Source organism: Pseudomonas sp. MT3, from assembly GCF_054720805.1.
This window is the reverse complement of sequence record NZ_JBTVPY010000003.1, coordinates 202,727-227,537: the sequence shown is the minus strand read 5'-3', so window position 1 is coordinate 227,537 and position 24,811 is coordinate 202,727. Positions and strand designations below refer to the sequence as shown.

The following is a 24,811-nucleotide window of genomic DNA, read 5'->3' as shown; positions in this document are numbered from 1 at the left end:
GCCATGAGTGATGCCCTGCGTTTCGACGGAAAAGTCGTGATCGTTACCGGAGCCGGTGGTGGTATCGGCCGTGCCCACGCCCTGCTGTTCGCCAGGCATGGCGCCAAGGTGGTGGTGAACGACCTGGGTGGCAGCACTCACGGCGAAGGCGCCAGCGCCTCGGCTGCCGACCGCGTGGTGGCGGAAATCCGCGAAGCCGGCGGCACCGCCATCGCCAACCACGACTCGGTGACCGACGGCGAGAAGATCGTCCGCCAGGCTGTCGAGGAGTTCGGCCGCATCGACGTGGTGGTGAACAATGCCGGCATCCTGCGCGACAAGACCTTCCACAAGATGGAAGACGCCGACTGGGACCTGGTCTACAAGGTCCACGTCGAAGGCGCCTACAAGGTGACCCGCGCCGCCTGGCCGTTCATGCGCGAGCAGGGCTATGGCCGGGTGATCTTCACCTCGTCCACCTCCGGCATCTACGGCAACTTCGGCCAGAGCAACTACGGCATGGCCAAGCTGGGCCTCTACGGCCTGACCCGCAACCTGGCCATCGAAGGCCGCAAGAACAACATCTTCGTCAACGCCATCGCCCCCACCGGCGGCACCCGCATGACCGAAGGCCTGATTCCGCCGCAGGTGTTCGAGGCGCTCAAGCCCGAACTGGTCAGCCCGCTGGTGGTGTACCTGGGCAGCGAGGCCTGCCAGGAAACCTCCGGCCTGTTCGAGGTCGGTGGCGGCTGGATCGGCAAGGTCCGCTGGGAGCGCAGCCTGGGCGTGGGCTTCGACCCGCGCAAGGGCTTCAGTGTCGAGGACGTAGCGGCCAACTTTGCGCAGATCTGTGACTTCGACAACGCCGCGCACCCGGCGGACAACGTCGAGGCGCTGCGCGAGATGATGGCGAACCTGCAGAAATACGCCGGTTGATCCGGCCAGCCTGACCGGCGGAATGGCCAGTGGGGCTGTTCCGCGGCGGTGGACGCAGTAAGGTGCAAAGGGTCGGCATGAAGTCGGCCCTTTGCATTGGTGCCTACGGTGCTTGCCTGCTAGACCGTAAACAGGCCCTGAGGAGTTCGCCATGAGTGTGATTATCGAGAGGAACGGCCCGGTCACCACCCTGGTCATCGCCCGGCCGGCGGTACGCAATGCGGTCGACCGGCCCACCGCCCAGGCGCTGGCCGATGCCTTGCGCGATTTCGAGCAGGATCGGGAGGCGCGGGTCGCGGTACTTACCGGCGCCGGCGGTACCTTCTGTGCGGGCGCCGACCTGGCGGCGGTGGCCGAGGACGGCGAGCGGCGCAATCGCCTGGAGACCGAGGGCGACGGGCCGATGGGGCCGAGCCGCATGCAACTGTCCAAACCGCTGATCGCCGCCATCGAAGGCTACGCCGTGGCGGGCGGGCTGGAACTGGCGCTGCTGGCCGATCTGCGGGTGATGGCCGAGGACGCGGTGTGCGGGGTGTTCTGCCGGCGCTTCGGGGTGCCGCTGATCGACGGCGGCACCGTACGGCTGCCGCGCATCATCGGCCAGGGGCGGGCGCTGGACATGATCCTCACCGGCCGTCCGGTCGGGGCGCACGAAGCACTGACGATGGGCCTGGCCAACCGCGTGGTGCCGCGCGGGCAGGCGCTGGAAACGGCGGAGGAGCTGGCGCGGGAGATCGCCGAGTTTCCCCAGCGCTGCATGTTGGCCGACCGGGACAGCGTTTTCACGCAGTGGAACCTGTCCTTCGACGTGGCGCTGGCCAATGAATTTCAGGGCGGGATGACGGTGGTCCAGAGCGGCGAGACGGTGGAGGGGGCGAAGCGTTTTGCCGACGGGAAAGGGCGGCACGGGGAGTTCTGAGGGGATCTGGCGTGCTGGATCGCAGCTACGCGCCGGTTCCGGTGCGGACGCCTATTCCTGTAGGCGCGCGCTTGCTCGCGAACCCGTCCAGCTCCGTTGCTGCCGGTAAGTCCTATTCGCGAGCACGCTCGCTCCTACGAAAAGCAGGTCAATCGCGCTCGATGATCACGTAGGTCTTGCGCACGGTTTCCTGGATATCCCACACGCCCAGGCTGTTCTGCGGCAGCAGGAAGGCGTCGCCGGCCTGGAAGGCGATGATCTCGCCGCCGTCGTCCGGGGTGAAGGTGCCGCGGCCGGAGATGAAGTGGCAGAACTCCTGCTCGACGATCTGCCGGCGCCAGCGGCCGGGGGTGCATTCCCAGATGCCGGTTTCCACGCGGTCGCTGCGCTCGATGGATTCCACGCGGGTTTCCGATACCGGCTCGCCCAGCGGCACGGCGACCGGAGTGGCGGCGCCGAGTTCGGCATGGGCGGTGTTCTTCAGGTGGGTGAGTTTCATTCGGGGCTCCAGTGGGGTTCTTGTCAGGGCTGATCAGCCGACCTTCCAGGTCATCAGGCCTTCCATCGTCGCGGCGAGCTTTTCCGCCAGGCGGCGGCGCCACGGGGCGCTGTGCGGGTTGGCCAACACTTCGTCTTCGTGCACGAAACTGCGGATGATCGCGTTGTAACCCAGCCAGCGGCAGGGCTCGGGCTCCCAGCCGCGCAGGCCGTCCTGCACGCGGCGGTCGTCGATCACCCAGGGCTGTCGGGTCAGTTCGCTCTGCTGGCCGAGGATCAGGTCGGCCAGGGTGCGGCCACCCAGGTTGGTGGCGCCGACGCCTTCGCCGCCGTAGCCGCCGGAGAGGGCGATGCCGTTGCGGCGGTCGATCAGCATGTGCGGGTGGAAACGTCGCGACATGCCGAGATTGCCGCCCCAGGTATGGGTGATGCGGACGTCTTTCAGGCGCGGGAAGAGCTCGCCGAACAGGTAACGGCGCAGCCCCACTTCATCGTCGGTCAGGCTGAAATCGGTGCGTAGCCGGCCGCCGAAGCGATAGCCGCCACGGGCGCCGAAGGCCAGGCGGTTGTCGGCGGTGCGCTGGCCATAGGTGACCTGGCGACTGAACTCGCTGAAGGCCTGGCCGTTCTCCAGGCCGATCTCGGCCCAGGCCGCTTCGGGCAGCGGCTCGGTGGCCACCAGCAGGCTCTGCACCGGCAACTGGTAGTTGCCCAGCGGCGGCAGGTCGGCGGCGTAGCCTTCGATGGCCGGCACCACCCAGTGCGCCTTCAGCTCGCCCTGGTCGGTGCGCAGCAGGCCGGGCGCCCAGTGGGTGACGCGGCTCTTCTCGAAGATCTGCACGCCCTGGCGTTCCACGGCGCGGGCCAGGCCACGGACCAGCTTGGCCGGGTCGATGGTGGCGCAGTGCGGGGTGTGGATGGCGCCCAGCGCGCTGGGAATACGCAGTTGCTCGGCGAGCTGACTGGCGTTGAGCCAGCGGTAATCGTCCTCGGTCAGGCCCTCGGCGTAGAGGTGCGCGAGGTAGTCGCGCAGGCGGCGTTCCTGCTCCGGATAGCGCGCGGCGGTATAGAGCACGCCGCCCTTGCGGTAGTCGCAGGCGATGCCTTCGCGTTGCAGTACGCGGGCGACTTCGTCGGGGATGTCGTGCAGCAGGTCGTAGGAAGCGCGGCGCTGTTCCGGCGCAAGCCCGGCGAGCAGGCGATCCTCGCCCAGGAGATTGCCCATCAGCCAGCCGCCGTTGCGGCCTGAGGCGCCGAAGCCGGCGGTTTCCGCTTCGACGATGGCGACCTTCAACTGCGGCGCGCGCTGCTTTAGGTAGTAGGCGGTCCACAGTCCGGTGTAGCCGGCGCCGGCGATGGCCACGTCGACGTCCAGGGCGCCGTGCAGGGCCGGGCGCGGGACGAGGTCGTCGTCCAGTTGGTTCATCCACAGACTGATATGACGCCATGCCGACATAGACGACTCCGGGAGGGAAGGGAGGGGAATGTCGGCAAGCCTAGAAGTGGCGCGGGGGCCTGTCGTCTGCGCGGGTACGCGGGGAGTGCTCGCGCGCCCGCCGGCAAATGCCGGTCAGGCGTCGTTCTGTTCGTCGCGCAGGCGCTTGAGGTACTCGCGCGGAGACTGCCCGGTGTGCTGGCGGAAGCAACGGTAGAACGCCGAGAGCGAGTTGAAGCCGGCGGAGAAGGCCAGTTCGTCGATGCGCGCCGGCAGCGGCGGGCGCAGTTGGCCGAGCAGGTGGGTGAGGCGCGTCTGATTGACGTACTGGTAGAAGCTCAGCCCCATCACCTGGTTGAGCAGGTAGGAAATCTGGTTGCGGGTGTAGCCGGTGGCGGTGGCCACCTGGGTCAGGTCCAGGTCCGGGGCCAGGTACGGCTGGCTCTTGCTGAAGTAGTGCTCCAGGTCGTTGGCCAACTGGCTCAGCTGACGCGGCGAGAGGCCCAGGCGGCTGGTGGCCGGGCGCGGGTCGCTGGCCTGCGAGCGGTTCTCGGCGCCTTCGCGCGCCACCGAGGCGTATTCGTTGATCCGCCAGATCATGCCGTCGCGCACGGTGATCGCTTCGCTGGAGTGGAAGGTCGCCAGGCGCCCGCTGAGGGTGACGGCGATGCGGTACTGGATGAACGCGGTATCGCCGTCCACGCGGATGCGGTCGATGTGGTCGAGGAACTCCTCCGGACGGCTGGGCATGGTGCCGAGCACGTACTCGCGCAGCTCGGAGAGGCCCAGGCAGCGGTTCTGGAAGAAGTCGTTGTACTCCACCTGCGGATGGTAGAGCGCGAGCACCGCTTCGAGGTCGCGATGCTTCCAGCACTGGTGATAGCGCAGGACCACCTCGCGAGTCTGCTCGCTGAGGTGGCTGTCGGTGGGGCGTTGGTCGATGGCTTGCATAGGGTGCCAAGGATGCCCCAGAACCGCGTCATTCGGGTAGTGGCAATGCCCATGCACTATCCAGTTGCTCGATGACCTGTCATTGCCTGCGCCAATGTCGCCCGGAAATGCCCGTGCCAGAGGGGGGATTCACTCTTTCGGGCGACATCGCGAATACCACCTTGGAGCGCTTACTCCCCACGGGGGGCCTTTGTAGGGTGTAGCCACCTCGACACCGTCAGGAGAGCCGCATGACAACAAAAACAAGGCGCGGATTCTTCCAACCGCAACTGCTCGCCACCGCCGTCGCCCTGGGATGCGCCACCCAGGCTCAGGCCGTTTCATTCAACATTGGGGAAATCGAAGGACAGTTCGATTCCAGCCTGTCCGTGGGGGCCAGCTGGAGTACCCAGAGTCCCAAGCAGGATCTGATCGGCTCCGCCAACGGCGGCCACGGGATGACCCAGACCAACGACGACGGGCGCTTGAACTTCCGCAAGGGCCACACCTTCTCGAAGATCTTCAAGGGCATCCACGACCTGGAGCTGAAATACGGAGACTTCGGCGTCTTCACCCGTGGCAAGTACTGGTACGACTTCCGCCTCAAGGATGAAAGCGTGGCCTGGAAGGACATCTCCGACGATGGCCGCAAGGAGGGCGCCAAGTCGTCCGGGGCGCAACTGCTCGACGCCTTCGGCTACTACAACTATTCCATCGCCGAGATGCCCGGCACCGTGCGCCTGGGCAAGCAAGTGGTGAGCTGGGGCGAGAGCACCTTCATCGGCAACAGCATCAACGCCATCAACCCCATCGACGTCTCCGCCTTCCGCCGGCCCGGCTCGGAAATCAAGGAAGGCCTGATCCCGGTGAACATGCTCTACCTGTCGCAGAGCCTCACCGACAGCCTCTCGGTGGAAGGCTTCTACCAGCTGGAGTGGGACCAGACGGTGCTCGACAACTGCGGCACCTTCTTCTCCACCACCGACGTGGCCGCCGATGGCTGCAACAGCAACTACAACATCCTCGACAAGAACACCGTCAGCGCGCTGAACGCCCCGGCGACCAAAGCGCTGCTCAATTCCCTGGGCGTGACCGTGACCCCCGAGGGCCTGATGGTGCCGCGCGGCGCCGACCGCGATGCCCGCGACTCCGGGCAGTGGGGCCTGACCCTGCGCTGGCTGGGCGATGACGTCGAATACGGCGCGTACGCCATGAACTACCACAGCCGCACGCCCATCGTGAGCATGAAGAACGCCAGCGCCGCCGATATCGGCAACGCGCTGACCGCCATCTCGGCAGGCGCCTCGGCGCTGGCCCAGCCGATCCTGCTGGGGCGCGGCAACTACTTCCTCGAATACCCGGAAGACATCCGCCTGTACGGCCTGAGCTTCTCCACCACCCTGCCCACCGGCACCGCGTGGAACGGCGAGATCAGCTACCGGCCGAACATGCCGCTGCAGCTCAACACCACCGACCTGACGCCGCTTTTGGCCACCACAGTGGCCGACGGACTCGCCAGCGGTGGCGTGCCCGGCGCCCTGGCCCAGGCCGGCCAGGTCAACCACGGCTATGTGCGCAAGGAAGTGACCCAGGCACAGACCACCTTCACCCACTTCTTCGACCAGACCCTGGGCGCCGACCGCGTCACGGTGGTCGGCGAGGTCGGCGTGACCTATGTCGGCGGCATGACCAACGACGTCGGTGAGCGCTACGGCCGCGATTCGGTGTATGGCGTGCCGGAGAACGCGGCGGCCGACGCCGAGTACGGCAGCGGCGGCTTCTACACCTCGTCGTCCTGGGGGTACCGCGCCCGCGCCATCTGGGACTACAACAACGTCTTCGCCGGGGTGAACCTCAAGCCCAACGTGGCCTGGTCCCATGACGTGCACGGCTACGGCCCGGTCTTCAACGAAGGCAGCAAGGCCGCCAGCGTCGGCCTCGACGCCGAGTACCAGAACACCTACACCGCGAGCCTGAACTACACGAACTTCTTCGGCGGCGATTACAACACCATCGTCGACCGCGACTTCGTGTCGCTCAGCTTCGGCGTGAACTTCTGACCTGCCTGACCAAGGAACCGACGTATGAGAACGACAAGAATCCTTCAATGCGGCGCGCTGGCCTTGAGCCTGCTGTCCTGCGGGGTGATGGCCGCGGTCTCCGCCGACGAGGTGGCCAAGCTGGGCAGCAGCCTCACGCCAATGGGCTCGCAGAAGGAAGGCAACGCCGACGGCAGCATCCCGGCCTGGACCGGCGGCATCGCCCGCGACGCCGCCAAGGTGGACGCCAAGGGCTTCCTCGCCGACCCGTTCGCCGGCGAGCAGCCGCTGTTCACCATCACCGCGCAGAACGCCGGACAGTACAAGGACAAGCTCTCCGCCGGCCAACTGGCGCTGTTCAAGCGCTACCCGGATACCTACAAGATCCCGGTGTACAAGAGCCACCGCACCTTCGCGCTGCCCGACGACATCTACGGTGCCATCAAGCGCAGCGCCGAGTTCGTCCAGCCGATCAACGACGGCAACGGCCTGGAGAACTTCGAGAAGAGCCGCTACTACGCCTTCCCGATTCCGAAGAACGGCGTGCAGGCGCTGTGGAACCACCTGACCCGCTACCACGGCGGCAACATTTCCCGCGTGGTGGTGCAGGTGGTGCCGCAGACCAATGGCAGCTACACGCCGATCCGCTTCGAGGAGTCGATCGCGGTACCGCAGAGCATGTCCGACCAGGACGAGGGCAAGACCGGCAACATCCTCACCTACTTCAAGCAGCAGGTCACCGCCCCGGCGCGCCTGGCCGGCAACGTGCTGCTGGTCCACGAAACCCTGGACCAGGTCAAGGAGCCGCGCCTGGCCTGGATCTACAACGCCGGCCAGCGCCGAGTGCGCCGCGCCCCTCAGGTGGCCTATGACGGTCCCGGCACCGCCTCCGACGGCATGCGCACCTCGGACAACTACGACATGTTCTCCGGCGCCCCGGACCGTTACGACTGGAAACTGGTGGGCAAGCGCGAGATGTACATCCCGTACAACAGCTACCGGCTGAACTCGCCGCAGCTCACGTACGACGACATCGTCAAACCCGGCCACATCAACCAGGACCTGACCCGTTACGAACTGCACCGCGTGTGGGAAGTGGTGGGCACCCTGAAGTCCGGCGAACGCAACATCTACGCCACCCGCCGCTTCTACCTCGACGAGGACAGCTGGCAGATCGCCGAGTCGGAGCTGTACGACGGCCGTGGCCAACTGTGGCGCGTGGGTGAGGGCCACTCGATGACTTTCTACCCGGAACTCGCCACCGGCTATTCCGCCGAATCGCTCTACGACGTGCTCGCCGGCCGCTACGTGACCTTCGGCCTGAACAACGAGGAGAAGCGTGGCTATCAGTTCGGCGTCAAGGCCAGCATGGCCGACTTCACCCCGGCGGCGCTGCGCAACACCGGCGTGCGCTGACCGGCTCTCTCGCTCCTTGCCCGGCGTCTCGCACGAGCCGCCGGGCTTCTTTTTTTCGAGCGGCGCAGCGTCTGCGCCGGGCCTGGAGCAGCCCGCGCTATGACAGGCCATGAGTGTGGCTGATGGTCCTTTGCCCGGTCCGCGCCTGGGCATAGTCTGGCTCGCAGCAAATGGCCGGAAGAAGCCCATGTCGACAATCGCCCTGCACAGCGCGGCGCTGCCGCGACTGCCTCGCCAGTACCTGTCCCGCGATCGCCTGCGGAGCAGCCTGGATTCCGCCGAATGCCGCCTACGCCTGCTGGTGGCGCCGCCCGGCTGTGGCAAGACGGTGCTGCTGAGCGAGTGCGCGCGCCAGGCGCCGGCCGGCACCCGCGTGGTCTGGCTGGGGCTCGGTGGCCGGGCGCTGGAGCCCGCGCAGTTCTGCGAGCGGCTGGCGGAAGCGCTCGGTGTGCTCCGGGACGGCGAAGAAGCGCTGAGCGCCTGGCTGGAGACGGCGAGCGAGCCGGTCTGGCTGATGCTCGACGACTATCCCCGGACGCCGGATGCCGCGCTCGACGAGTGTTTCGACCGCCTGCTCGCCGTGGCCTCCCCGCAGATCGGCTGGTGGCTGGCCAGCCGACGGCGACCGATGTGCAACCTCACCCGCCTGCTGCTCGAAGGCGAGCTGCTGGAGCTGGACGCTTCGGCCCTCGCGCTGACCCAGGGCGAGCTCGATCGCTACCTGCAGGCATCCGGCCTGGAATGGCCGCAGGCCCAGCGCGAAGCGCTGCACGAAGCGACCCGAGGCTGGTTCGCTGGCGTCCGCCTGCGATTGCTGAGCCTGGCCGGCGATGGCCTGGCGCCCTGCGCCACGCTGATGGCGGAGAGCGGCAGTGCGCTGCTGCAGGACTACCTGCAGCGGGAAGTACTGGCCACGCTGCCCGAGCCGCTGGCGGACATTCTCTGCGCGCTGGCCATCGTCCCGCGCTTCGGCCGCGAGCTCAGCGACTACCTGTTCGACGCGCCCGGCCAGGGGCTGGATGGCCTGCTCGCCTGGGGCGCGCTGATCGAACCGGTGGACAACACCCAGCGCTGGTTCCAGGTCGCGCCGATGCTGGCGCCGGCCCTGGCGAGCCTGTCCCGCTGGCCGGCGACGATGTTGCACCGTCGGGCCTGCCAGTGGTTCAGCCAGTGCGACGACCTCCACGCGGCGCTCGAGCACGCGCTGCTCGCCGAGCAGCCCGACGCGGCCGCCAGCCTGCTGCAACACTTCACCGAGGAGCACCTGCTGTACGGGCGCACCATCGAGCGGGTGCTCAAGCTGCGCGAAACGCTGCCGGACGAGCTGCTGTGCAGTACGCCGCGCCTGCTGGTGCTCAACGCCTGGACGCTGTTGTTCGTCGGCCGGCTGGACGACGTCAAGGCGCTGCTCTCGGGCTTCACCCGCTTCCTGCCGCTGCCCGGCGAGCGCCGGCAGCGCGCGCTGGTCGCACAGTGGCAGGGTCTGGCCGGAATCCTCACCCACGCCCGGGGGCACGCCGGCGCGCACGAGCAACTGCGCGAAGCGCTGGAATGCCTGCCGGAGGACGCCTGGGCGCAGAAGCTGATCTGCCTGTCGGCGCTGACCCAGCAGGCCCAGGCCGACGGGCGCCTGGCCGAAGCCCGCCTGATCAACCGGGATGCGCTCAAGGTCGCGCGGCTGCACGGCAGCCTGACCTTCGAAGCGCTGCTGGAACTGGACCGCGCACAGTGGCTGGAGCAGCGCGGCGAGCTGCAGCGGGCCGACGCGCTGCTGGCGCGGGTGCAGGACTACCTGGACGAAATGCGCGTGACCGGCAATGCGATGGCCGGACGCGTGGCCCTGCGGCGCGGCTGGCTGAGCCTGCGCCAGGGACGCAACGACGAGGCGCGCGAGCTGTTCATCGCCGGCCTCACCGAGACCCGCCGCAGCCATGACCCGAACCTGATCTACGGCCTCACCGGCATGGCCTGGCTGGACGCGCTGGACGACGACATCGACGGCGCCTTCAACCGCCTGCTGGAAGTGGAACGGCTAATGCAGCTGCAACATGTGCCGGAGGCCATGTACCGTGGCTCGCTGTTGCTGCTCAGCGGCGCCCTGAGCCTGCGCCAGGGGCGTGCAGCACAGGCGCGCGAGGTGTTGCTGCGGGTCGCCTCGCGCTGCCGCACGGACCGCCTGAACCCGCCGGCGGCCACGCCCGACCTGATCCTGCGGGTGGAGCACTACCTGGCGCTCGCCGAACTCTACGACGGCGACGTCGAGGGGGCGCGGCAGCGGCTGTCCGCAATGTTGCCCGACTTGCTGCGGCAGGGACGCAACACCTTGGCCTGCGATGTCTGGCTGGCGCTGGCCGAAGTCCATTACATCGCCGGCGACCTGGACGAAGCCCGCGTTGCGCTCGACGAGGGAGTGGCGCTGGTACAGCGCTTCGGTCTGCTCGCCACGCTGCGGGAAACCCAGCGTCGCCAGCCGGCGCTGTTCGGTCTGCGCCCCTGTTCCGGCGAGATGCCGCCGCACAGCCTGCTCAGCCTGCGCGAGCTGTCCGTGCTGGAACTGATTGCACGCGGCTGTTCGAACCTGGAGATCGGCGAACGTCTCTACATTTCGCTGCACACGGTGAAGACCCACGCCCGGCGGATCAACGGCAAGCTCGGCGTCGAACGGCGTACCCAGGCGGTGGCGCGGGCGAAGGAATTGGGCTTGCTGAAGGTCTGAGCGCCCGCCGCGCCTTGTCCTGCCCCGGCTCGCGAGACCCTGGGCAGGCCCCGAGGCTCAGTGCAGGGCCTTGGGTGGCACGCTGATTTCCGCCAGGCGCTGGGCCAGGCGCATGTGCTCGGCGGGATTGTCGCTGAGCAGCATGGCTCGCTCCAGGTCGTAGCGTTCGGCCTGCGGGCACTCCAGGGCGTGGTAGAGGTCGGCGCGGGCCAGGTGGTCGCCGGCGCTCGGCGGGCCCAGCTCCAGCACGCGCTGGGCGTCCTTCAGCGCGGCCAGCGGTTCGCCGATGCCCTGGTGCAGTTGCCGCAGATTGCGCGACAGGCGCTGCAGCATCTCGGCGGCACTGGCGGTTTGCAGGTGCGCGGCGGACAGCTCCACCTGCGGTCCCAACTGGCGCACCAGCAGGTCCCGGCAGTCGCGGGTGTAGAGGCGCCGGCCGGTGGCCGGGTCGAGCAGGTGATCGGCGCCGGGAACGCGCAGCAGGAAGCGTCCGGGGAAGTTCACGCCGACCAGGGCGATGCCCTGCTGGCGCGCCAGCTCCAGAGCGATCAGCGCCAGCGACAGGGGCTGGCCGTGGCGGCGTTGCAGCACCTGAGGGAGCAGGGCGGCGCGGGGTTGCAGGGGGAACTCGTCGTCCTCGGCGAAGCCCAGTTCGCTCAGCCGGCGCAGCAGCGCCTGGGCCCGCTCGGCATCCGTGGTGCTTGCCGGCAGCGCCACCGCGACCTGGTGCGCCAGGCTGTCGAACAGGCGGCGTATCTGTTCCGGGCTGTGCTGCGGCAGGTGCTCGGCGGCGATCCACAACGCAGCCTCGAACAGGGCCGGTGGCTCCTGGGCAAGACAGGCGAGGCAGGCTTGACGCGGGTTCATGGCGTTCTCCGGCTGACCCTGCGGTTGTAACCGCTGGGGGCTGCGCTCGTCCAGTCTCCGGTGGCGCTACGCTCCCCGCGGACTGCCTATACTGTTAGGGCCCTGATGCAAGGGCGCCCGGTCAACAGCAAGGGAGCGCCGCCATGTTCGACATGATGGAAGCCACCCGGCTCGAGTCGCTGCATCTCACCCAGGACCCGGCCACGGGACTCAAGGCCATCATCGCCATCCACAATTCCCGGCTCGGGCCGGCGCTGGGTGGTTGCCGCTATCTACCCTATCCCAGCCAGGACGCCGCCCTGCGCGATGCCGCGCGGCTGGCCCAGGGCATGAGCTACAAGGCCGCGCTGGCCGGCCTTCGCCAGGGCGGCGGCAAGGCGGTGATCATTCGCCCGCCGCACGTGGCCAATCGAGGCGAACTGTTCGAAGCCTTCGGGCGTTTCATCGATTCCCTGGGCGGCGCCTACATCACCGCGGTGGACAGCGGCACCTCCAGCGCGGACATGGACTGCATTGCCCAGTACACCCGCCATGTGACCAGCACCACCAGCGGCGGCGATCCCTCGCCGCACACGGCGCTGGGGGTGTTCTCCGGCATCCGCGCCAGCGCCCAGGCACGCCTGGGCAGCGACGACCTGGAAGGCCTGCGGGTCGCCATCCAGGGCCTGGGACATGTGGGCTATGCGCTGGCCGAGCACCTGGCCGCCGCCGGCGCGGAGCTGCTGGTGAGCGATATCGATTCGGGAAAGGTGCAACTGGCGGTGGAGCAACTGGGCGCACGCCCGGTGCCCAACGAAGCGCTGCTCACCACGCCTTGCGACATTCTCGCGCCGTGCGGGCTGGGTGGGGTGCTGACATCGCAGGTGGTGGGCCACCTGCGCTGTGCGGCGGTGGCGGGCGCGGCGAACAATCAGCTGGCGCAGCCGGTGGTGGCCGACGAGCTGGAGGGGCGGGGGATCCTCTACGCGCCGGATTACGTGATCAACTCCGGCGGGCTGATCTACGTCGCATTGCAGCACCAGGACGAGTCGTTGCCGACCATCACCGCGCACTTGTCGCGGATCGCCGAGCGGTTGACCGAGGTGTACGCCCATGCCCAGGCCGATCACCTGTCGCCGGCGCGAATCGCCGACAAGCTGGCCGAGCGGATTCTCTATGGGGAGTATTCGGGGCACTGATGCTGCTCCTATAGCCTTCGTAGGAGCGGACTCCGTCCGCGATGCTCTTGCTCTCCGGTCCGCCGTCTTGTTTGGTGTTTCTGCGCCGCTTCGGTGTGCGCTGATAGATTTTGTTTCGCCCCCTCGGGCGACCTACTTTGCCAAACGACGCAAAGTAGGCAAAAGTCTCTGCCCCATCATCCGGCCCCGGCTTCGCCGAGGTTCCCTCGCTCCATCGGAGTTTCAGGGGCTCGCGTCGACGGGCCATCCCTGGCCCAACGACGCTCTCGCGACATCCATGTCGCTCAACCCCTGAAACTCCGATTCCACTCGGCCTCCTGAAGGGGCGCTCGGGAGTGCATGGATACTTCGCTGGAAGTCCTCAATAGCCAGAACCAGAGTAGGTGCACGCTCTTGTAGGAGTGGACTTTGTCCGCGAAATCCCATCGCGGATGAATCCATTTTCACCGGGGAACACCGGTGCTTTGCGCCTGCGCAGGAGTGGACTCCGTCCGCGGTGGGTTACCTCACTCCTCGGCTGCGCCCTCGCTGAAGATGTCGTTCAACGCATCGGGCTGGTTCTTGAAGGCGCGGGCGAAGGCGTCGCGGTTCTTGGCCATGAAAATGCCGATTTCCTCGACCTGCTCCTCCTTGAGCGAAGGCACCGCCTTCTGCAGAACCTCGGCAAGCGTTTCCGCCAGCTCCAGCATCTTGTCGTGCCGGTCGGCTTCTGCCTTATCCATGAACAGGCGCTCTGGATCGCGGCTGCTGCGGTACACCACTTCGACGGCCATTCATCACCTCGTAAGCCTTCTCTTGTTGGGGGAGTGGAAATTACTGTTTGTTTATACAGTAAAATAGTTGCGCAATGCTACTACCGTTGCGCGAACCATTCGTCAGAAGCCTGGACGCAGGGACATGGCATGCCGGTATTCGGCCGGATTCAGTTGTGGCCCAAAGCAGTGCGCGCGCTCTGTTGGCGCGCACAGCTGTTCCGACGTGACCGGCGCGAGGCGCCGTCAGTCAGAAATTTCAGAAGGTGGGAATTGGGCTTAGGAAGCGATAGGCAGGCCGTCGCCGCCCCGCGTCATCGAGGCCAGCAGCTGTGGCGCCAGGCGACCCTGTTCTATGGCGATGCCAAAACGGATGCTCTGGATGAAGCGTTGCAACTGTTCCGGGTCCTGCAACTGGCTGCTGCGGATCAGGCGGCGCGCGGCGACACCTTTCTCGGTGGAAAGGGTGAGGGCGATGCTGCCGTCGGGACGTTCGACGCTGAAGTTGACGCGGTACTGCTGCTGGAAGGCGTCGGTCAGTACCTGAAAGGGACTTTCCATGAATCGGTCCTGCCTGTTGTGGGGCGTGCCTCTGGATTGACCGGAGGGCCACCGGAAAAGTTCGCCGTCATGTTGCCGCAGCAAGGCTGTGCCATGACTGCGCAAGATCAATGGCGTAGTGCTTGCAGGCTTTACGCCAGGAATCCTTTGAGACGCGGAGAACCGACGAATGAAACTGGACTGGGCCGAGCGCCTGCGTGAACGGATGCACGGCTGTGCCGAATCCCTGGGCAATCTTCTGGTGGAGGGCTTCCACTACCTGGCGCTGTTCGCCATCGGCGGCACGGTGTTCTGGTCGGCGGCGGTGGCCTTCGGCGAGATGATGGGCAAGGGCCACGCGAGCATCGACGACATCCTGCTGCTGTTCATCTACCTCGAGCTGGGCGCGATGGTCGGCATCTACTTCAAGACCAACCACATGCCGGTGCGCTTCCTGATCTACGTGGCGATGACCGCGCTGACCCGTCTGATGATCGCCGACATCCAGCACAACCACGTGCCGGACGACGGCATCATCCTGGTCTCGGTGGCCCTGCTGTTGCTGGCGCTGGCGATCCTGGTGGTGCGTTATGCTTCCTCGCGCTTCCCGTCTCCCGCCTCGCCGCAGCGTGGCGGCGAGCGCGACCTGATCAGCGACGACGAGCGCTGATCGCCCGGCGGGTTTGATCCAGGGCCGTCGAAGTGGCGGCGGATGCACTACCATCGGTGCATCCGGCCGCCGAGGAAGACCGAGCCCATGAAGGGATGGAAGCTGTTCGCACCCCTGCTGATCCTGGTGATCATCGCCATCACCCTCTATCTCCGCCTGCACAGCCAGCCGCTGCTGCTGCAGGGGGAAGCGGACGCCACCACTGTCATCGTCGCTTCCAAGGCCAAGGGCCGGGTCGAAGTGCTGCACGTGCGGCGCGGCGACGATGTGAAGCAGGGTGATCTGCTGATTTCCCTCAGCAGCCCGGAACTGCAAGCCCAGCTGGACTCCCTGCGCGCCGCGCGCAACCAGGTGCAGGCCAACCTCGATGAATCCCTCCACGGCACCCGCGAGGAAACCCTGCGCGCCCTGCAGGCCAGCCTGTCCCAGGCCCAGGCCGAGTTGCGCAACGCGGAGCTGGAGTACCAGCGCAACGAGGAACTGGCCGGGCGCGGTTTCGTGTCCCGGGCGCAACTGGACCTGTCCCGCCGTGGCCGCGACGTGGCGCGCAATCGCGTCGCGGAGGCCCAGGCCAATCTCGACGAAGGCACCCGGGGCGACCGCGAGGAGCGCCGCCGCGCGCTGGAGGCGGCGGTGCGCCGGGCCGATGCGCAGATTCTCGAACTGCAGGCGCAGACCGACGACCTCAACGTGGTGGCCCCGGTGGACGGCGAAGTGGGGCCGATCCCGGCGGAGCAGGGGGAACTGATCAACGCCTACAGCCCGTTGCTGACGCTGGTGCGGCTGTCCGACAGCTACTTCGTGTTCAACCTGCGGGAAGACCTCCTCGCCGAGGTGAAGAAGGGCGAGGAGGTGGCCCTCCAGGTACCGGCATTGAAGAACGCCCAGGTCATGGCCAGGGTCAGCTACATCGCGCCGCTCGGCGATTTCGCCACCAAGCGCGCCACCCGTGCCACTGGCGATTTCGACCTGAAGACCTTCGAGGTGCGGCTCTACCCCGAGAAGCCGGTGGACGGTCTGCGTCCCGGGATGAGCGCGCTGTGGCACTGGCAGCAGTAAGGCGCAACCTGCAGCGTTTCGCCCAGGCCTTCGGCAGCGAAACGCGAGTCGCCCTGCGCAGCTGGACCATCCACTGGCTCGGCTGGCTCTGGCCGCTGCTGCTGTTCGTGGTGATCAGCGGCGTGTACCAGGCCGGCACCCTGCTGGACATGCCGGTGGCCGTGGTCGACGCCGACCACGGCAGTCTGTCGCGGCGCATCGTGCGCGAGCTGGATGCCGGCTCCCACGCCAAGGTGGAAGTGCTCGGCGGCGGTTTGCAGGAGGGCCTGCGCCGCCTGCGCATGGCCGACGACTACGCGCTGCTCTACATTCCCCGCGACTTCGAGGCGGACGCGCTGGCCGGCCGCCAACCCACCGCCGAGCTGTACTACAACTCGCTGTTCTACTCCGCCGGCTTCTACTCGACCCAGGACTTCAACGGCCTGATGAGTTCGCTCAACGCCGAACTGCGGCCACGCCTGGCCACCGGCATGGACCGCCCGATGCCGGCGCTGGCGAACGTCGCGGTGTCCTACGAGAGCCTGTTCAACGCCAGCGGCAACTACATCTACTTCCAGCAGTTCGCCGCCATCGTCCACCTGCTGCAACTCTTCGTGATCGTCGCCACGGTACACGTGCTGGCCCGCGAGGCGCCGGAGCTGCGCGCGTCGTCGCCGCACATCCTGCGCGCCCAGGCCCTCGGCGTACGCCTGCTGGGCAAGCTGGCGCCCTACACCCTGCTGTTCAGCACACTGCTGATGGTGGAGCTGTTCCTGCTGGTGGAACTCAATGGCGCGCGGATCAACGGCAATCCCTGGTGGATGCTGGCGATCACCGTCTGCTACGTGGCGGCGGCGCAGAGCGTCGGGCTGGTGCTGTTCATCTTCACCGCCAACCGTTTCAGCGCCTATTCGCTGATCGGTCTGCTGATCGGCCTGGCACAGACCTATTCCGGTGTGCTGCTGCCGGAGCTGGCGATGCCGCAGATCGCCCGGGTGATCGCCGAGGCCGAGCCGCTGACCCACACCCTGCACGGCCTGTTCGACCAGTTCCTGCGCCGTGCGCCGGCCGAGTCGGGGCTGTACACCTGCTGCAAGCTGCTGCTGTACCCGCTGCTGGCCTACATGATCGCCAAGATGCGCCTGCGCCGGCGCCTCGACCTGAGCCCGGCGTAAAGAGCGAGCATGGAGAACTTCTGGAGCGTCTTCCGCGAATCCCTGGGCAACATGCTGGGCAAGCCGCTATGGCTGATGATGGTGCTGTCGGTGGCGCTGACCACCTTGCCCTATGCCCACCGCACCATGAACGACCTGCCGGTGGCGGTGATCGACATGGACCACAGCGCCGTATCCCGCGAACTGGTGCGCCTGCTCGACGCCGCGCCGAAGATCGCCACCCTCGGCTACGACCAGTTGCCCGACGCCCAGCACGACCTGGCCTGGCGCAAGCTGTTCGCCATCGTGGTGATCCCGCTGGACTTCGAGAAACGCGTGCTGCGCGGCGAGACGGTGACCGTGCCGATCTTCGGCGACGCCACCAACCGCATGGCCAACGGGCAGATCCAGCAGGACATCAGCGCCACCTACAACGAGCTGTCGCTGCGTTACAACCGCGAGCGGCTGATGCGCGACGGTTTCTCCGAGCCCCAGGCGAACGTCCTGCTGCAACCGGTCATCGGCCAGCTCACCGACCTGTTCAACCCCGGCACCAGCTTCGCCGCCATCGTCCTGCCGGGGCTGGTGACGCTGATCCTGCAGCACAGCCTGCTGCTCTCCTGCACGCGGGTGAACCTCAACCTGCGCGGCGGCACCCCGCGCTCGCTGCGTCAGCCGACCTCCACGCGCTTCGGTCGCTACGCCGCGCAGTTGCTGATATGGACGGTGCTGGCGATGCTCTTCTACGTGATCTGGCCGTGGATGATGGGTTACCGGCAGACGGCCTCGTTCTTCATGCTGATGGGGCTGGTGCTGCCGTTCCTGCTGGCGGTGATCGCCATGAGCGAGTTCATCGCCGAGCTGCTGCCCTCGGAGGAAGCGGTCTACCTGACCATGACCTTCATCACCCTGCCGTTGTTCTACATGGCCGGTTTCACCTGGCCGCCGCAGGCCATGCCGCACTGGGTGCAACTGCTGGCCGACGCCATTCCCTCCACCTGGGCGATCCGCGCCGTGGTAGAAATGAACCAGATGAACCTGCCACTCTCCGCCGTGGCCGACAGGATCCTGATCCTCTTCGGCATGGCGGCGGCTTATGGGCTGTTGGGGACGCTGATCTATCAGTACCGCAACTGGCGCTGGGACCAGCTCAAGGGCTGGTGACGGAACGATGCCCGCACGACAAGGAAAGGAAACCATGATGCACATTCGATTGTCCGTTCTACTGATGCTCGCGGCCGGCCTGGCCGGCTGCGGATCGATGCATACGCTGCGCAGCGACGAGGTGGTCAGCACCCGCGACATCAAGCTCGAAGGCACCTATTGCGAGGCGATTCCCCGGGTATACAGCGGGGTGACCTACGATCTCTGCTGGATGCACGGCGAGCCCTTCGTGCCGCGCGGCGGCGTCAGCGGTGCAACGGTCGTCTGGCCACTGGCGGACATGCTGCTGTCCGGCCTGACCGACACGGTGTCCCTGCCTTACACGCTCTATCGCCAGCATCGCGACGGCAGTATCCAGCTGCGCCGTGACTGAGCGGGACATCCGCCGCGCCGCTACCCTGGCGCCGCCTTGCACCCTGTACCGTCAGGGTCGCCCAGTTGCTGCGCGACCGACGTCGAACGCTGAACCCGGAGGATGAAATGACGCAATTGAACGGCAAGGTTGCAGTGGTCACCGGCGCGGCCAGTGGCATCGGCAAGCAGATCGCCCTGGCCCGGTCCGGCGCGGCGGTAGCCATCGCCGATTTGCAGCAGGACGCCGCGCAACGCGTGGTGGACGAGATCGAGCGTGAGGGCGGCAAGGCCCTGGCGCTGGCGATGGACGTGACCGACGAGCAGGCGGTGGACGCGGGCATCGAGCGTGTGGTGGCGACCTTTGGCAGCCTCGACATCCTCGTCTCCAACGCCGGCATCCAGATCGTCAATCCGCTGGAAAGCTACTCCTTCGCCGACTGGAAGAAGATGCTCGCGATCCACCTCGACGGCGCCTTCCTCACCACCCGCGCCGCGTTGCGCCACATGTACCCGGCGAAGCGCGGCGGCGTGGTGATCTACATGGGCTCGGTGCATTCCCACGAGGCTTCGCCACTGAAGTCCGCCTACGTCACCGCCAAGCACGGGCTGCTAGGCCTGGCCCGCACACTGGCGAAGGAGGGCGGGCCGCACGGCGTGCGCTCCCACGTGGTGTGCCCCGGCTTCGTGCGCACGCCGCTGGTGGAAAAGCAGATTCCCGAGCAGGCCAGGGAACTGGGCATCAGCGAGGATGAGGTGGTGAAGAAGGTCATGCTCGGCGGCACCGTGGACGGCGAGTTCACCACCGTCGACGACGTCGCGCAGACCGTGCTGTTCCTCGCCAGCTTCCCCTCGGCGGCGCTCACCGGGCAATCGGTGCTGGTCAGTCATGGCTGGGGGATGCGCTGAGTTTCCCGTCGAAGCGATGCCACGCTTTTCGTAGGAGTGGACTCCGTCCGCGATAACCCGCTGCAATGCGATCGCGGACGGAGTCCGCTTGTACGAGAACCCCGCGGGAAATGCATTGCGTGGCATCGGGCCGAGTTCCCGACGAATCACTCAAACCGCCTTGGGCAGCGGCGCGAACAGCGCGTCGATGTCCGCGTCGTCCAGTTGCCAGTCGGAGCCGGTGCCTTCGAGGATGCCGGCGGCCAGCGCCGCCTTGTCGCGTTGCAGCAACTGGATCTTCTCTTCCACCGTGCCCCGGGCGATCAGCTTGTAGACGAACACCGGCTTGTCCTGGCCGATGCGGTAGGCGCGGTCGCTGGCCTGGTTCTCGGCGGCCGGGTTCCACCAGGGGTCGTAGTGGATCACGGTGTCGGCGGCGGTCAGGTTCAGGCCCACGCCGCCGGCCTTCAGGCTGATCAGGAACAGCGGCACGCGGCCTTCCTGGAAGTCCTTCACCGGCGCGCGGCGGTCGCGGGTGTCGCCGGTGAGCAGGGCGTAGTCCAGGTTGCGCTCGGCCAGCGCCTCGCCGATCAGTGCGAGCATCGAGGTGAACTGCGAGAACACCAGCACGCGGCGGCCCTCGGCGAGCAGTTCTTCGAGCATGTCCAGCAGGTAGACCAGCTTGCCCGAGGTCACCGCGCGCGCCGACTTGCCGGTTGGCGGCGGGACTTCCCTGTTCACCAGGCGGATGTCGCAGCACACCTGGCGCAGCTTGAGCAGTGCCTCGAGGATGATGATGCGGCTGCGCGCCAGGCCCCGCCGGGCGATCTCGTCGCGCACCTTGCGGTCCAGCGCCAGGCGCACGGTTTCGTAGAGGTCGCGCTGCGCCTCGCTGAGTTCGATGTGCTGGACGAACTCGCTTTTGGGCGGCAGTTCCGAGGCCACCTGTTCCTTGGTGCGGCGCAGCAGGAAGGGCCGGATGCGCGCGGCCAGGTGCATCAGCCGCGCCTGGTCGCCGTGGCGTTCGATGGGGGTGCGGTAGTCGATGGCGAACTGGCGCGCGTCGCCCAGCCAGCCGGGCAGCAGGAAGTGGAACAGCGACCACAGCTCGCCCAGGTGATTCTCCAGCGGCGTGCCGGTCAGGCATAGGCGGTTGCGCGCGTGCAGGCGGCGCGCGGCCTGGGCCGCCTTGGTGCCGGCGTTCTTGATGTTCTGCGCCTCGTCGAGGATCAGCAGGTGGTACTCGTGCTGCGCGAGCTTCTCCGCATCGCGCGGCAGCAGGGCGTAGGTGGTGAGGATCAGGTCGTGCTCGGCGATCCTGGCGAACGCCTTGCGCCGCCCGGCGCCGTGCAGGGCGAGCACGCGCAGGTCGGGGGTGAAGCGCTCGGCTTCGTCCAGCCAGTTGGGGATCAGGCTGGTGGGCATGATCACCAGCGCCGGCGTGGTCAGGCGCCCGGCCTGCTTTTCCAGCAGGATGTGGGCGAGGGACTGCAGCGTCTTGCCCAGGCCCATGTCGTCGGCGAGGATGCCGCTGGCGCCGACTTCGCGCAGGGTCTGCATCCAGCTCAGGCCTTCGTGCTGGTAGGCGCGCAGCTCGGCGTTGAGGTCTTCGGGAATGGCCGCCGGGCGCGCCCGGTAGTCGCGCAGGCGGTGGGCGATCTCGCGCAGTTGCTCACCGCCTTCCCAGGCCAGCGGCAGTTCTTCCAGTTCGGAGAGGCGCGAGGCGTCGGGCGCGCCCATGCGCAGGCGACGCACCGGCGGCAGGTCGCCGATATAGAACTCCGACAGCGTGCCCAGCATCGGCTTGAGCTTGCCGAACGGCAGCGAGACGCGCAGCGGGCGTTCCGAGGCCGTCTGCCAAGTGTGGATCGGGCTGCGCCCGGCATCCAGGCGCAGCACCAGCTGTTCGTCGTCGGCGTGGCGGGCGAGGGCGGCCGGGTCGAGCAGTGCCGGCATGCGCCGGATCAGTTCGATCAGCGACGGCAGCAGGCTGATGCGGCGGCCGTCGACCTGGATGCCCAGCTCCAGGTCGAACCACTGGCGGTCCTCGGTCTCCTCGATCTCGGCATACCAGTCTTCCACCGGCGAGATGTCGAAGACGAACTCCGGGCGCACGTCGATTTCCCAGCCCTGCTCGCGCAACTGCGGCAGGCCCTCGCGCATGAAGCTCTGCCAGGCGGTGTCGTCGGGCAGCTCGAACATTTCCCCGGCGCTGTCCTCCAGCGCATCGCTGCGCCGCATCGCCGGCTTGAAGCCCAGCTCGCGCAGGTCCAGGCGCCAGGCCTGTTCGAGTTCCAGCTGGCGGCTGACGCGGACGATGCGGTCATCGCGGAACACCCGGATCTCGCGGCCCGAACGTGGGGTTATGCTGCCCGAGACCGGCATGTCGTCGTACAGGAAAGCCAGCGCGGCGCGGTGCCGGGAGATGTTCTGCATGCGTCCGCTGCGCAGGTCGAAGCCGCTGTGCACATGGCTGCCCAGGGTCAGCCGTGGCCGTGGCGCGAACTCGTCGCGCTCCACGGCGGGCAGTGGAGATTCGGCGGGTGGCTTCATCCGAGCTTCCTTCCGGCGATCCAGCCGAGTACGCAAACGTCCGATGATACCGCGAATTTTCTCGGGCGGGACGCGCAGCTGGTCGTGAACGGGCTCTAAGGAAACCAGCGGTCAGCGGGCGAAGCGTTTGGCTCCGGCGACGCACAGCACCACGGCGACGGTGGCCCCGGCCATCAGCGGGCTGACCTGCTCGTGCAGCAGCAGGCCGGCCAGCGCCAGGCCGAAGAACGGCTGCAGCAATTGCAACTGGCCGACCGCGGCGATGCCGCCGGTGGCCAGGCCGTGATACCAGAAGAAGAAGCCGATCAGCATGCTGAACAGCGACACGTAGCCCAGGCTCAGCCAGGCCGGCCAACTGGCGCCGCTGAACGTCTCGGGCTGGGTGTACCAGGCCAGCGGCAGCATCAGCGGCAGGGACAGCACCAGCACCCAGCAGATCACCTGCCAACTGCCCAGGTGGCGGGCGATGCGTCCACCTTCGGCATAGCCCAGGCCGCAGACCAGGATGGCCGCGAGCATCAGCAGGTCGCCGGTGAAATTTCCCGCGCCGCTCTGCGACAGGGCGAAGCCCGCGACCACGGCGCTGCCCAGCAGCGAACAGATCCAGAACGCCGGGCGCGGTTGTTCCCCGGCGCGCATCACGCCGAACAGCGCGGTGGCCAGCGGCAGCAGGCCGACGAAGACAATGGCGTGGGCCGAATTGACGTGCTTGAGCGCCAGCGCGGTGAGCAGCGGGAAGCCCACCACCACGCCGCCGGCGACCACCAGCAGCGGAACCAGGTCCCGGCGCGCGGGCAACTTCTGCCGCAGCACGATCAGGATCGCCGCCGCCAGCAGGCCGGCGATGCTGGCGCGGGCGAGGGTGAGGAAGGTCGGGTCGAAGTCGGCCACCGCCACCCGTGTCGCCGGCAGCGAGCCGCTGAAGATGAGGACGCCGAGGAAGCCGCTGAGCCAGCCACCGAGATTGCGGTTCATGGCGAGAGTGTCGTTCATGGTGGGTCATCCAGCAGGAAAGCGAGCTTCGAGGATGCGCTCGGGCCCGCCGGGCGGCCAGTGACAGATGGGTACAATTTGCGCAAACTGTCTGTGAATTATCCCGGTACAAATTATCCCGGTACAAGTTATCCAGGGGCAGGCGAGGGGCGGCATGGGCAGGCCAAAGGGCACGCGGGTCGATTCGGTGATGCGGCATGTGCGTGAGCGCCTGGCCGCGCGGGCGCTGGTGCCGGGCGAGCGGCTGCCGTCGATCCGCCAGCTGGCCGCGCAACTGGACGTGTCCAAGACCACCGTGGTGGAAGCCTACGACCGCCTCGCCGCCGATGGCGTGATCGCCGCCCGGCGCGGTTCCGGCTTCTATGTCAGCGGTCACGCGCCGCCGCTGTCGCTGGCGGAAATCGGCCCGGCGCTGGACCGTAGCATCGATCCGCTGTGGATATCCCGGCAGTCCCTGGAGGCCGCCGACACCTCGCTCAAGCCCGGCTGCGGCTGGCTGCCGCCGTCCTGGCTGCCGGAGGACGAGCTGCGCCGCGCGCTGCGGCAGATCGCCCGGGCGCCGCAGTCGAGCCTGCTGGAGTACGGCCGCCCCTACGGCCACGCCGGCCTGCGCGAACAACTGGCGCGGCGGTTGGCCGACTATGGGGTGCCGGTCGGTCCGCAGCAGGTGGTGCTCACCGACAACGGCACCCAGGCCATCGACCTGATCTGCCGTTTCCTGCTGGAGCCGGGCGACTGCGTGCTGGTGGACGACCCCGGCTACTTCAACTTCCAGGCCCTGCTGCGCGCGCACCGCGTGCAGGTGGTGGCCGTACCCTACACGCCGACCGGGCCGGACATCGCCGTCATGGCGAGCCTGCTGGAACAGCATCGGCCGCGCCTGTACATCACCAACTCGGCCTTCCACAACCCGACCGGCGCGGTGCTCTCGCCGCTGATCGCCCATCGCTTGCTGAAGCTGGCCGAGGCCCATGACCTGCTGATCGTCGAGGACGACATCTTCGGCGACTTCGAGCATGAGAGCGCGCCGCGCCTGTCGGCCTTCGACGGGCTGGAACGGGTGATCCAGGTCGGCAGCTTCTCCAAGACGCTGTCCGCCTCGGTGCGCTGCGGCTACATCGCCACCCAGCCGCAATGGTGCGAGCGCCTGGTGGACCTGAAGCTGGCCACCAGTTTCGGCAACAGTCCGTTCAGCGCGGAAATGCTCTATGAACTGCTGCGCAAGGGCAGCTACCGTCGCCACCTGGACAGCCTGCGCGCGCGCCTGGCCGACGCGATGGGCGAGACGCTGCAACGCCTGCGCGCGCTGGACATCCAGCCCTGGCTGGAGCCGCGCGGCGGTATCTTCATCTGGGCCTGCCTGCCGGCCGGGCTGGACGCCGCCGAGGTGTCCCGCGCGGCGCTGGCGGACAACCTGGTGCTGGCGCCGGGCAACGTCTTCAGCCTCAGCCAGAGCGCGACCGGCTTCCTGCGTTTCAACGTCGCCCAGTGCCTGTCGCCACGGGTTTTCGAGGGACTGGAGCGGGCGATGGACGTGGCGCGCGGGCACTGACGGAAATAACGTCCAGGTCGGCCCGCAGGTTTTTCTTCGTCGTACGGTTCTGTGCAGTCCCGCTGATCCGCGGCCTGCTCCGCGCGCTGGACGTCAGCGACACCTGTGCCGTGTTGCGGTTGGCGGACACGACTGCTGACAATGACGACGACGGATTTCTTTTAATTGAGAAGCAATATCATATAATTCCGCTTTTCAATCATCCTCCGGGGACTTCCCGGAGGGCTTCGCAGGATCCACCCG

The 24,811-nt window shown here is 67.4% G+C and carries 21 protein-coding genes; 13 read left to right on the top strand and 8 right to left on the bottom strand.

From position 1 onward, the window contains the following. Positions 1 to 3 precede the first annotated feature (3 nt). Together ACYCAX_RS04545 and ACYCAX_RS04540 are read left to right on the top strand one after the other, a co-directional pair. A complete protein-coding gene (locus ACYCAX_RS04545; RefSeq protein WP_015478700.1) occupies positions 4 to 915 on the top strand; it encodes an SDR family oxidoreductase in 912 nt (303 codons plus the stop codon). Between the two features lie 151 nt (positions 916 to 1,066). After that, the gene (locus ACYCAX_RS04540; protein WP_015478699.1) at positions 1,067 to 1,834 is read left to right on the top strand and encodes a crotonase/enoyl-CoA hydratase family protein; all 768 of its coding nucleotides are present in this window, start codon (positions 1,067 to 1,069) and stop codon (positions 1,832 to 1,834) included. Positions 1,835 to 1,982: 148 nt separating this feature from the next. Here ACYCAX_RS04540 and ACYCAX_RS04535 read toward each other — a convergent pair whose 3' ends face one another. The 3 genes from ACYCAX_RS04535 to ACYCAX_RS04525 form a co-directional block, all read right to left on the bottom strand. Continuing rightward, on the bottom strand, positions 1,983 to 2,333 hold the full coding sequence (locus ACYCAX_RS04535) for a cupin domain-containing protein (RefSeq protein ID WP_015478698.1): 351 nt from the start codon (positions 2,331 to 2,333) through the stop codon (positions 1,983 to 1,985). A 33-nt stretch (positions 2,334 to 2,366) separates the two neighbouring features. Further along, on the bottom strand, positions 2,367 to 3,788 hold the full coding sequence (locus ACYCAX_RS04530; protein ID WP_460247486.1) for an NAD(P)/FAD-dependent oxidoreductase: 1,422 nt from the start codon (positions 3,786 to 3,788) through the stop codon (positions 2,367 to 2,369). A 114-nt stretch (positions 3,789 to 3,902) separates the two neighbouring features. After that, positions 3,903 to 4,655 carry an AraC family transcriptional regulator gene (locus tag ACYCAX_RS04525; RefSeq protein WP_167650147.1) on the bottom strand — a complete coding sequence of 251 codons (753 nt, stop codon included), beginning with the start codon at positions 4,653 to 4,655 and terminating at the stop codon, positions 3,903 to 3,905. Between the two features lie 293 nt (positions 4,656 to 4,948). On the opposite strand from ACYCAX_RS04525, the gene ACYCAX_RS04520 reads away from it, so the two are divergent. The 3 genes from ACYCAX_RS04520 to ACYCAX_RS04510 all read left to right on the top strand — a co-directional run bounded on the left by ACYCAX_RS04520 (position 4,949) and on the right by ACYCAX_RS04510 (position 10,868). Continuing rightward, on the top strand, positions 4,949 to 6,757 hold the full coding sequence (locus ACYCAX_RS04520) for a DUF1302 domain-containing protein (protein WP_015478695.1): 1,809 nt from the start codon (positions 4,949 to 4,951) through the stop codon (positions 6,755 to 6,757). A gap of 24 nt (positions 6,758 to 6,781) precedes the next feature. After that, positions 6,782 to 8,152, top strand: a complete 1,371-nt coding sequence (locus tag ACYCAX_RS04515; RefSeq protein WP_041712165.1) for a DUF1329 domain-containing protein — start codon at positions 6,782 to 6,784, stop codon at positions 8,150 to 8,152. 187 nt (positions 8,153 to 8,339) lie between these two features. Continuing rightward, the gene (locus tag ACYCAX_RS04510) at positions 8,340 to 10,868 is read left to right on the top strand and encodes a LuxR C-terminal-related transcriptional regulator (protein ID WP_460247485.1); all 2,529 of its coding nucleotides are present in this window, start codon (positions 8,340 to 8,342) and stop codon (positions 10,866 to 10,868) included. Positions 10,869 to 10,925: 57 nt separating this feature from the next. On the opposite strand, the gene ACYCAX_RS04505 is transcribed toward ACYCAX_RS04510, so the two are convergent. After that, the gene (locus ACYCAX_RS04505) at positions 10,926 to 11,735 is read right to left on the bottom strand and encodes a SirB1 family protein (protein WP_294972613.1); all 810 of its coding nucleotides are present in this window, start codon (positions 11,733 to 11,735) and stop codon (positions 10,926 to 10,928) included. Between the two features lie 143 nt (positions 11,736 to 11,878). On the opposite strand from ACYCAX_RS04505, the gene ACYCAX_RS04500 reads away from it, so the two are divergent. Further along, positions 11,879 to 12,913: a Glu/Leu/Phe/Val dehydrogenase family protein gene (locus ACYCAX_RS04500; protein ID WP_015478691.1), complete on the top strand. Its 1,035-nt coding sequence runs from the start codon at positions 11,879 to 11,881 to the stop codon at positions 12,911 to 12,913. Positions 12,914 to 13,419: 506 nt separating this feature from the next. Here ACYCAX_RS04500 and ACYCAX_RS04495 read toward each other — a convergent pair. Further along, positions 13,420 to 13,686, bottom strand: a complete 267-nt coding sequence (locus tag ACYCAX_RS04495) for a YebG family protein (protein ID WP_460247484.1) — start codon at positions 13,684 to 13,686, stop codon at positions 13,420 to 13,422. 258 nt (positions 13,687 to 13,944) lie between these two features. Continuing rightward, positions 13,945 to 14,226, bottom strand: coding sequence for a DUF3509 domain-containing protein (locus ACYCAX_RS04490; protein WP_015478642.1), 282 nt, complete (start codon positions 14,224 to 14,226; stop codon positions 13,945 to 13,947). A 169-nt stretch (positions 14,227 to 14,395) separates the two neighbouring features. Here ACYCAX_RS04490 and ACYCAX_RS04485 point away from each other — a divergent pair, with 169 nt between their 5' ends. The 6 genes from ACYCAX_RS04485 (at position 14,396) to ACYCAX_RS04460 (ending at position 19,491) form a co-directional block, all read left to right on the top strand. Beyond that, positions 14,396 to 14,875 (top strand): phosphate-starvation-inducible protein PsiE, encoded by a 480-nt coding sequence (locus ACYCAX_RS04485; protein WP_015478641.1) that lies wholly within the window; start codon positions 14,396 to 14,398, stop codon positions 14,873 to 14,875. Between the two features lie 87 nt (positions 14,876 to 14,962). Then, entirely contained in the window at positions 14,963 to 15,934 is a 972-nt protein-coding gene (locus tag ACYCAX_RS04480; protein ID WP_015478640.1) for an HlyD family secretion protein, read from the top strand. Next, entirely contained in the window at positions 15,916 to 17,088 is a 1,173-nt protein-coding gene (locus tag ACYCAX_RS04475; protein ID WP_294972625.1) for an ABC transporter permease, read from the top strand. The genes ACYCAX_RS04480 and ACYCAX_RS04475 overlap by 19 nt, the downstream gene beginning before the upstream one ends. A gap of 9 nt (positions 17,089 to 17,097) precedes the next feature. Beyond that, positions 17,098 to 18,231, top strand: a complete 1,134-nt coding sequence (locus ACYCAX_RS04470) for an ABC transporter permease (protein ID WP_294972628.1) — start codon at positions 17,098 to 17,100, stop codon at positions 18,229 to 18,231. Positions 18,232 to 18,265: 34 nt separating this feature from the next. After that, positions 18,266 to 18,604 (top strand): YceK/YidQ family lipoprotein, encoded by a 339-nt coding sequence (locus ACYCAX_RS04465; RefSeq protein ID WP_015478637.1) that lies wholly within the window; start codon positions 18,266 to 18,268, stop codon positions 18,602 to 18,604. Positions 18,605 to 18,711: 107 nt separating this feature from the next. Next, a complete protein-coding gene (locus ACYCAX_RS04460) occupies positions 18,712 to 19,491 on the top strand; it encodes a 3-hydroxybutyrate dehydrogenase (protein WP_460247483.1) in 780 nt (259 codons plus the stop codon). A gap of 150 nt (positions 19,492 to 19,641) precedes the next feature. Here the strand turns inward: ACYCAX_RS04460 and ACYCAX_RS04455 are convergent, their stop codons facing one another. Together ACYCAX_RS04455 and ACYCAX_RS04450 are read right to left on the bottom strand one after the other, a co-directional pair. After that, on the bottom strand, positions 19,642 to 21,672 hold the full coding sequence (locus ACYCAX_RS04455; RefSeq protein ID WP_460247523.1) for a DEAD/DEAH box helicase: 2,031 nt from the start codon (positions 21,670 to 21,672) through the stop codon (positions 19,642 to 19,644). A gap of 462 nt (positions 21,673 to 22,134) precedes the next feature. Beyond that, a complete protein-coding gene (locus tag ACYCAX_RS04450; protein WP_015478634.1) occupies positions 22,135 to 22,998 on the bottom strand; it encodes a DMT family transporter in 864 nt (287 codons plus the stop codon). Between the two features lie 172 nt (positions 22,999 to 23,170). Here ACYCAX_RS04450 and ACYCAX_RS04445 point away from each other — a divergent pair, with 172 nt between their 5' ends. Further along, positions 23,171 to 24,568 (top strand): aminotransferase-like domain-containing protein, encoded by a 1,398-nt coding sequence (locus ACYCAX_RS04445; protein ID WP_460247482.1) that lies wholly within the window; start codon positions 23,171 to 23,173, stop codon positions 24,566 to 24,568. Positions 24,569 to 24,811: the final 243 nt, after the last annotated feature.

Excerpts from the sequence above, each read along its gene's own strand:
- ACYCAX_RS04545 (WP_015478700.1), top strand. The coding sequence starts at position 4 with ATGAGTGATGCCCTGCGTTTCGACGGAAAAGTCGTGATCGTTACCGGA.
- ACYCAX_RS04540 (WP_015478699.1), top strand. The coding sequence starts at position 1,067 with ATGAGTGTGATTATCGAGAGGAACGGCCCGGTCACCACCCTGGTCATC.
- ACYCAX_RS04535 (WP_015478698.1), bottom strand. The coding sequence starts at position 2,333 with ATGAAACTCACCCACCTGAAGAACACCGCCCATGCCGAACTCGGCGCC.
- ACYCAX_RS04530 (WP_460247486.1), bottom strand. The coding sequence starts at position 3,788 with ATGTCGGCATGGCGTCATATCAGTCTGTGGATGAACCAACTGGACGAC.
- ACYCAX_RS04520 (WP_015478695.1), top strand. The coding sequence starts at position 4,949 with ATGACAACAAAAACAAGGCGCGGATTCTTCCAACCGCAACTGCTCGCC.
- ACYCAX_RS04515 (WP_041712165.1), top strand. The coding sequence starts at position 6,782 with ATGAGAACGACAAGAATCCTTCAATGCGGCGCGCTGGCCTTGAGCCTG.
- ACYCAX_RS04510 (WP_460247485.1), top strand. The coding sequence starts at position 8,340 with ATGTCGACAATCGCCCTGCACAGCGCGGCGCTGCCGCGACTGCCTCGC.
- ACYCAX_RS04505 (WP_294972613.1), bottom strand. The coding sequence starts at position 11,735 with ATGAACCCGCGTCAAGCCTGCCTCGCCTGTCTTGCCCAGGAGCCACCG.
- ACYCAX_RS04500 (WP_015478691.1), top strand. The coding sequence starts at position 11,879 with ATGTTCGACATGATGGAAGCCACCCGGCTCGAGTCGCTGCATCTCACC.
- ACYCAX_RS04495 (WP_460247484.1), bottom strand. The coding sequence starts at position 13,686 with ATGGCCGTCGAAGTGGTGTACCGCAGCAGCCGCGATCCAGAGCGCCTG.
- ACYCAX_RS04490 (WP_015478642.1), bottom strand. The coding sequence starts at position 14,226 with ATGGAAAGTCCCTTTCAGGTACTGACCGACGCCTTCCAGCAGCAGTAC.
- ACYCAX_RS04485 (WP_015478641.1), top strand. The coding sequence starts at position 14,396 with ATGAAACTGGACTGGGCCGAGCGCCTGCGTGAACGGATGCACGGCTGT.
- ACYCAX_RS04480 (WP_015478640.1), top strand. The coding sequence starts at position 14,963 with ATGAAGGGATGGAAGCTGTTCGCACCCCTGCTGATCCTGGTGATCATC.
- ACYCAX_RS04470 (WP_294972628.1), top strand. The coding sequence starts at position 17,098 with ATGGAGAACTTCTGGAGCGTCTTCCGCGAATCCCTGGGCAACATGCTG.
- ACYCAX_RS04465 (WP_015478637.1), top strand. The coding sequence starts at position 18,266 with ATGATGCACATTCGATTGTCCGTTCTACTGATGCTCGCGGCCGGCCTG.
- ACYCAX_RS04460 (WP_460247483.1), top strand. The coding sequence starts at position 18,712 with ATGACGCAATTGAACGGCAAGGTTGCAGTGGTCACCGGCGCGGCCAGT.
- ACYCAX_RS04455 (WP_460247523.1), bottom strand. The coding sequence starts at position 21,672 with ATGTTCGAGCTGCCCGACGACACCGCCTGGCAGAGCTTCATGCGCGAG.
- ACYCAX_RS04450 (WP_015478634.1), bottom strand. The coding sequence starts at position 22,998 with ATGAACCGCAATCTCGGTGGCTGGCTCAGCGGCTTCCTCGGCGTCCTC.
- ACYCAX_RS04445 (WP_460247482.1), top strand. The coding sequence starts at position 23,171 with ATGGGCAGGCCAAAGGGCACGCGGGTCGATTCGGTGATGCGGCATGTG.